The 6,628-nt window shown below is 30.2% G+C and carries 7 protein-coding genes and 1 pseudogene (1 of these 8 cut by a window edge); all 8 read right to left on the bottom strand.

What is annotated here, in order from left to right:
• Nucleotides 1-120 precede the first annotated feature (120 nt).
• Nucleotides 121-513, bottom strand: a complete 393-nt coding sequence (locus AC1EJ5_RS09025) for a DUF2178 domain-containing protein (RefSeq protein WP_223420510.1) — start codon at nt 511-513, stop codon at nt 121-123.
• Nucleotides 503-715 carry a helix-turn-helix transcriptional regulator gene (locus AC1EJ5_RS09020; protein ID WP_479815786.1) on the bottom strand — a complete coding sequence of 71 codons (213 nt, stop codon included), beginning with the start codon at nt 713-715 and terminating at the stop codon, nt 503-505. Before AC1EJ5_RS09020 ends, AC1EJ5_RS09025 begins: the two co-directional genes overlap by 11 nt.
• Before the next feature lie 128 nt (nt 716-843).
• Nucleotides 844-1,107 carry a hypothetical protein gene (locus AC1EJ5_RS09015; RefSeq protein ID WP_479815784.1) on the bottom strand — a complete coding sequence of 88 codons (264 nt, stop codon included), beginning with the start codon at nt 1,105-1,107 and terminating at the stop codon, nt 844-846.
• Nucleotides 1,108-1,378: 271 nt separating this feature from the next.
• Nucleotides 1,379-2,893, bottom strand: a complete 1,515-nt coding sequence (locus AC1EJ5_RS09010; RefSeq protein ID WP_479815782.1) for a hypothetical protein — start codon at nt 2,891-2,893, stop codon at nt 1,379-1,381.
• 317 nt (nt 2,894-3,210) lie between these two features.
• Nucleotides 3,211-5,031 (bottom strand): DUF262 domain-containing protein, encoded by a 1,821-nt coding sequence (locus AC1EJ5_RS09005; protein ID WP_479815780.1) that lies wholly within the window; start codon nt 5,029-5,031, stop codon nt 3,211-3,213.
• Between the two features lie 341 nt (nt 5,032-5,372).
• On the bottom strand, nt 5,373-5,945 hold the full coding sequence (locus AC1EJ5_RS09000) for a hypothetical protein (protein WP_223420515.1): 573 nt from the start codon (nt 5,943-5,945) through the stop codon (nt 5,373-5,375).
• Nucleotides 5,943-6,394: pseudogene (locus AC1EJ5_RS08995) on the bottom strand (nucleotidyl transferase AbiEii/AbiGii toxin family protein); the annotation flags it as partial. The pseudogene AC1EJ5_RS08995 and the gene AC1EJ5_RS09000, both read right to left, overlap by 3 nt.
• A gap of 75 nt (nt 6,395-6,469) precedes the next feature.
• Nucleotides 6,470-6,628 carry the 3' end of a GyrI-like domain-containing protein gene (locus tag AC1EJ5_RS08990; RefSeq protein ID WP_479815778.1) on the bottom strand. It continues 690 nt past the right edge of the window, so the window shows 159 of its 849 coding nt (coding positions 691-849); the start codon falls outside the window, past its right edge; the stop codon is at nt 6,470-6,472.

Genomic DNA, 6,628 nt, shown 5'->3' with positions numbered 1-6,628 from the left:
GAAAGAACAAAGAAATACCAGAGCTAGTTTAGTTCTAACTCTGGTATTAGGTCCAACTTTGTGGGGTCACCTTATTTGTCTTTATAAGCCTAATTAGGTGGTTAATCATATTAAAAAATTTTAATATTTTTTCTCATAGTGTCTACTGACAAAAAAGGTTATAAGAGGAAAAGATAAAATTCCTATTGCTAAAATAGTTGCTGGTAAATAAGCCTTTGTAGAAAAACAAATCACGGCTACTAGACCCATGATAAGCATGAGAATAGGAGTCATTGCTGCATTTACCTTATCTCTAATTTTCTCATTTCTCTCATCATTTACATTTATTCTATAGAATGGATCATCCTCCATCTTCTTGTTATGACCTAGGCTAACACTAGAAATAGTCACACTTATTGTAAAAATAAAAGGCAATATCTTATTTAAAATTTCATCATCCTTAAAAATAAATAAAGCCACCAAACTTATAAAACCAATCACATATCCTATATACCAAATTTTCTTATTTTTCATCATCATTTCCCTCCTCATAGATAAAAATATCTTCGATGGCCATTTCAAAATATCTTGCAATCTTAAAAGCCAAGATAATCGATGGATTATATCTCCCATTTTCAAGAGAGCCCACAGTCTGCCTTGATACTTCAAGGATCTTCGCCAGTTCTTCCTGGGTAATCCCTCTTTCCTTGCGTATTTCCTCCAACCTATTTTTCAAATAATCCACCTCCAAATGTTAAGCTAGCTTTACATTTATTATAATAGGATTTTAAACTTATGTCAAGTAAACTTTCCATTTTATTTTAAAAAATAAATCTGGCAATTACCTTAAAAGTCACGCCAGATTTATAACTCAATTATTCTTCTTTTTCGCTGGCAAGACCACTGCCCGTTTTCAAGATCAAATTCTCCAACCCAAAGGATATCAAGCATTCCACAAATAAGCCCACTGGAAATAGCCAATAAATAATCAAACTTGTCAGCATTACTAGATAAGAGATCAAGCTTATTATCCACATCAAAAATTATTTCATCAAAATAAAACTCCTCATTTTCCGAAAAATTTTCATAGGGTAAGATTTTATATTCTATATCTAAATTATTATTCATATCGTATCAATTCCTCACTTGATTACTAAAAACTATATTTGTCTATATTATTTTATCAATAAAAGTATACCTAAACAACTATCAAATAATCTTTCTCTATAAAATTATAAAAGCACCCAATCCTTTGAATGCTTCTATAGATTCTATTCAATTATAATTTATTAACATTCTAGAAAACTTTCATGGAAGATTCTCTTTGATTTTTCATAGCTTATCCCTTTATACTTTGTAATTTAGAAATCAATTAAATTATCAGTACAAAAAGCGTCTATCAACCCACACCCATTATGAATTTCATTCTTTCATAAATTGTGTAAGGATAAGCACCTTTTTGTACCCCCTTATCCCAATCAAGGATTTTTTCAGCGTTTGTAACTCCTTCTGGAACAATCAAAGAGCCGTCCTTTAAGCTAATTGAAGGTGAAAATTCCAAGACATCGTCCCTATACCTTATAGTAATTTTCCCGTTTGGTCCAATATCACTTATATTTTGACAAATAAAAGTTGTTCCGCTACAAGCATTATTATCCAAGTATGGATTTTCAACTTCTTTTAGCTTACCATCTTCGGTAATTTCTAATTCTTTAAGGGAAACAGAAGCATTTTTGTACTTTGGAATAACTAAATAACAATCTTGGCCATTTAAATATGGCATATCTCCGCCTTCACTTTGTTTAATGGCAACCATCATATCAGGCTCCTCAAAATCATAATAAAAAGCATCTAAGTAGGCTTGTAATTTACCTAAACTATCTTTTAGACTTTGATCATCAAAAGCTCCTCCAAGATAAAGAATAAAAGCTTTGTTATTTTCATCATTAGGGTCAATTCCTAGTTCTCTTGCTATCCTCAAATATTGATCAGAAATTGGATTATCGTCAAATTTATCTAACCTTAGTTTTAAAGTTAAAGGTGCCTGTCCATTGTCCGCACTTTCAAAACCAGTGAAAACAAAATTAGGAATCCCCACTTCGTTAATATAAATTTGGCCGTTCTTAGAATTATAATTATCCCAAAGGTCATTAAGGATAAGGCCTGTTAAATTGCTAGGATTGCTTGTGTAAGATAAATCCGTGATATCCCTACAATAAATTTTAGTAAACAAGTCTCTATCTTCCCTCAAACTATTTTCCACAATTCCCAAAACTTGTTCCTTGTCCACACCAAAGTTTTTCATAACCTCATAATCATCAATAAAGTTTCCATCAGGAAGAGAAAAATTATATACAAGATAATTTGTAGACTCTCCATTCCAAATATCGTAATTTTCAATCATCACACTAAGAATATTCTCATCTTGATAAACAGAAAAAGATGCCCGGATACCAATATCAGAGCCTTCCATATTATCCTTATTATCTTCATATGTATTTTTGATTTTCCCTACCAAACTATCAATCTCTTTATTAGCTATCTTCGCATCAGGAGAATCCAAAAGTATCCTAGGGATATGGATTCCAAAGCCGTAGCATTTTGCAGAATCAATATACTTTTCATCAAATAAGTCATTCCAAACCTCCCTATCCTCAACATAGGAAGACACAGATCCAATCTTCGCACCTTTAAGAGGCTTCAAATTTTCTATTTGATTTGAACTTATCTTATTAGAATCATATTCCGCAATATTTGCCTTATCAGTCTTTTCTTTATTCCCTTTTTCTTTGCCAGGATTTTCATGGGCTACATTATCCTTCTCAACTTCAGGAAAATCTTTCTGACCTTGGCACCCAACAAGAAAAACCGCCGTAATAAATAAAATACCTAAAAATTTAAAAGATTTTTTCATAATTTCCCCCAATAAAAAATATACTAACTTTAAACCAGCCATATTTAATAAATAAATTCCCTAAAAACATCTTCCTTAACTAACTTATACCCTTTTCAAGCTAAATAATAATAAAAATAAGACTTCAAGTTTATATTAACCTAAAAGTCTTATTAATTATTTATTTTATCTTCTTAATAAGTGAAAACAACTCTGCATGAAAAAAGTAATCACTAAGTTAATTAAGAAAATCAATATATATCCTGTACTATCAACTCTAAACTAGGAATTTAACGATGACTATCCAGCTAAATCTTATTGCTTTTACAGTTTATCATTTATTGAAACAAGTTATCGTTCCAAACAAGTTTTACCAAATCAGTTAGAACTGCAATTCGATCAGTAATCTCATGCTTACCAAATGAAGCATACGATTTGAATCCAAGATTGTTATCTGCAATGAATTTCATAAATTTAGGGTTATTTTGATATGCCAAATCACCAAGAGATTCACTATAAATATTACCTTCGTTAGAACAATATTTCTTAAGCTTATAATCATACTTTGCATCATTCAGACTGGCATTGATACTCTTATGAATAAGTAATAAGGCACCGATACTGTTTCTCCAACGTTTGAAATCATCTTGATCAGAATACTCTGTCGTAAACCATTCATAGTGGTCTGTAATAATGTGTTCAATTTCAAATGGATTCTTTGTTTTTGTATTCATGTAATTACAATAATTTGAAGCAACACCTATCTGATCTTCTATATATCCAGTTATACGGGCAAGAATGTTTTTGATGTATTTCTTAGTGAAGCTATTTAGTCTTAAATTTGTTAATGCTGATTTAGGGTCGAACTCAAGATTGATATAGTGCTGCTTTAATTTCTGCTTCAATGTTGGTATATCCGTCATACGGATATCCTTACTAACAGAAAAAACATAATTCTTGATTGTACTATAATCAACAGATCGGTAATTTGTCACTCTAGAAATAATTAACAAGTCAATAAATCTTGCTACAAGATTTATCTTCTCAATTATAACTGCCCAAGAATCTTCATAGCATATTGGTGCCAATAAAAGTTGTGGCTGTAATGTGAAGTTGACTTGAGCATTGTAATATACATACTTAGTTTCTTGAGCAAACGTTGTTTCTGCTTTACGAATATGTTCATAAACATCGGCGAATTTTGCAAATTTCTCTATGAACAGCTCAAAGTCGTGTGAATTCTTAAGTCCCAACTTATCACGTTCATCTCGAACCCATTTATGGAAGAAGCCACCAATAATATCAAAATCCTTATTAATTGCACCAGCTTTTGTCTCACGGATGGTTTCCGCATAGTGAGCTCGAAGCCACGCTTTAATAAATGTCTCATCGCCCTTGTCATCATCCTTCTTCAATGTAAGAACTTTATCCTTCCATATATAATTCATTTCTTCACGGATTGAATCAGATTTAATTTCAGAAAGAATATAGCCCTTTAACATTTCCGTAGATGTAAGGCTCAAACCACGATCATTCATCGAAATAAATACTTTATATGCATCTTGCTCAGTTGTTGCTACAATTTCAATAAAATATACTTTTTCAGCAATCCAATCACAGAAATATAACAACATATCATCAGTGATATTAGCTGGGAAAACATCCTGAATGTCTTGATAACGTCCATAAAGATTTTTTACTGATTCTCCAGATCCAGTAATATCAAAATCAGTATTGTTAAAAATTGCGTTCATACAATCTTGACGGTCGTCAACATTAATGTTGAAAGATTTTGTTCCAAAGGATTCTGAGAAAATCATAGTTTCAATCATGTTATAAATCTGACCTATAGATTTTAATCTATTGTTAAGATACATTAATAACAATGTCAAAGAAGAGAATCTTTGTTGACCATCAATAATTGCATTTTCTCTACCAGCAAGAACAATGGAACCCATGAAATATACACCATAATCAGCAACAGCCTGTCTTGGGTCATCTGTTTTATAATATTCCAAAAATTCTGATGTGAGGTCATCAATCAATTCTTCTATGTGTTTACGCTGCCACATATATTCACGCTGGTAATAGTGAATAGAATATTTCGTATTCTGCAATAATTGTTTTAAATTTTTAGGTGAACCTTCAATCTTCTTCATTTATCTTCCTCCTCTAGAAGCAGTCCTGTTTTATTATACCAAGCCAAATCAGCACAGGCTTTAAAAGATTTTGTAAAGATATTCTTATAAATGTTTATTAAATTTAAGTCCAATTTTATAATTTATAATCTGATTCTCCTTATTTGACGAATTATTCCAACTGAAAAATCATCATTCTTTTTCTAATCTAACAACGCTTTCCACGTGTTATACATAGGCTTTTTTCTGAATCTTTTTAATTTCATATCTTGTAGATATTTCATTATTTTGTTGGCAATTCTATTTACTTCACCATTGATTTTGATTAGGCTATTTTGAATACCTCATATCAATATTTCTTACTATTCTTTCAAATGAAGCTCTCCCCAACCCAAATAAAATAAATCATCTTCTTGGAGAGATAAATAAACCTTAAAAATTATATTTACCATTTTTTTATTTTGAATAACTTCAAATTTATAATTTCCATCTTTTAAATCTGGGTCATCTCTTATTTTATCCATAACATAGTATAAAGCTAAATTAACATCACAAGAATTTTTATTCTTTTTTAAATATTCTACAGTCAACTCTTTTACTTTATCAGAATAGTTTTCAATAAAAATTTTTTCAAAATCTTTGTAAGATTTTTCAAATCTCCACGATATAATCTCATTCATACCTATTGAAAAACTAGATAAGTTAAGACTTGTAATGAGAATGTCATAGTCTGTATTCCAATCAGTAAGAATTTGTCTTCTATATTTAATTACTTCTAAAAGTTCTTCTTTATCGTCTTTTTTAATACAGCAATTTATTTTATCTATAATTTCGAATTCTCTTAAAAGATACTCTATGTAATCATATTCTAAATAAAATGAACAACTTTCATAATAATAAAGCCAATTTTTCGGATAAATAACAGGATAAAACATATCATTAATCCTATTTAATAAAATTGTTACCAATCAACAATCATATTAATTGTCAGATATTTAATATACTTATTTCCACTGAGATATACTTCCCACAAAGATCTTAGGTATGAATATTCTTTTATGTCCTCAATTATTTCCTCATAGTCTTGCATTATATCCTAGCTTCCTCTTATGTTTGAGGTTCTCTCTATTGCTTCTTTTAAAATTTCATAGTCTATCTGGTCTTTTTTCAGCTTGTAGAGAGTGTATAGGTCGTAAAAGTCTCTCATTTGTGTTGTTATTATATTTCTTCTGATTATGGTTTCGTTTTTTTCAGCTAAAATTGTTTCTAATGGATATGCCATTATATTTATATTTTCTTTACTAAAGATACATGGATAGATGTATTCTATTTCCCTTGGTATTTTTGCTTCTCCCGTTGTTAGGTCAAATTTCATACGACTTTTTACTCATTCCTATTTTTACTAATAGCAATCAAAAAAGCACCTACCATTTGATAGATGCCGTTAAACAAATTTAAATTACTCTTTTACTATAGGAACCCATAATTCCATTTTATAGTCTTCTGAATTAGGGTCTCCATCTCCATATACTTCAAAATCGGGACTTTCATCATGTCTATATCCTTCTTTAGGGAAGAAATATGAAATAATATACTTCCAACCTTCGTGAATGCACTT

It is taken from the genome of Anaerococcus sp. C0059F3 (assembly GCF_056590475.1).
The sequence above is the reverse complement of the archived record's forward strand: the minus strand, read 5'-3'. Positions and strand labels throughout refer to the sequence as shown.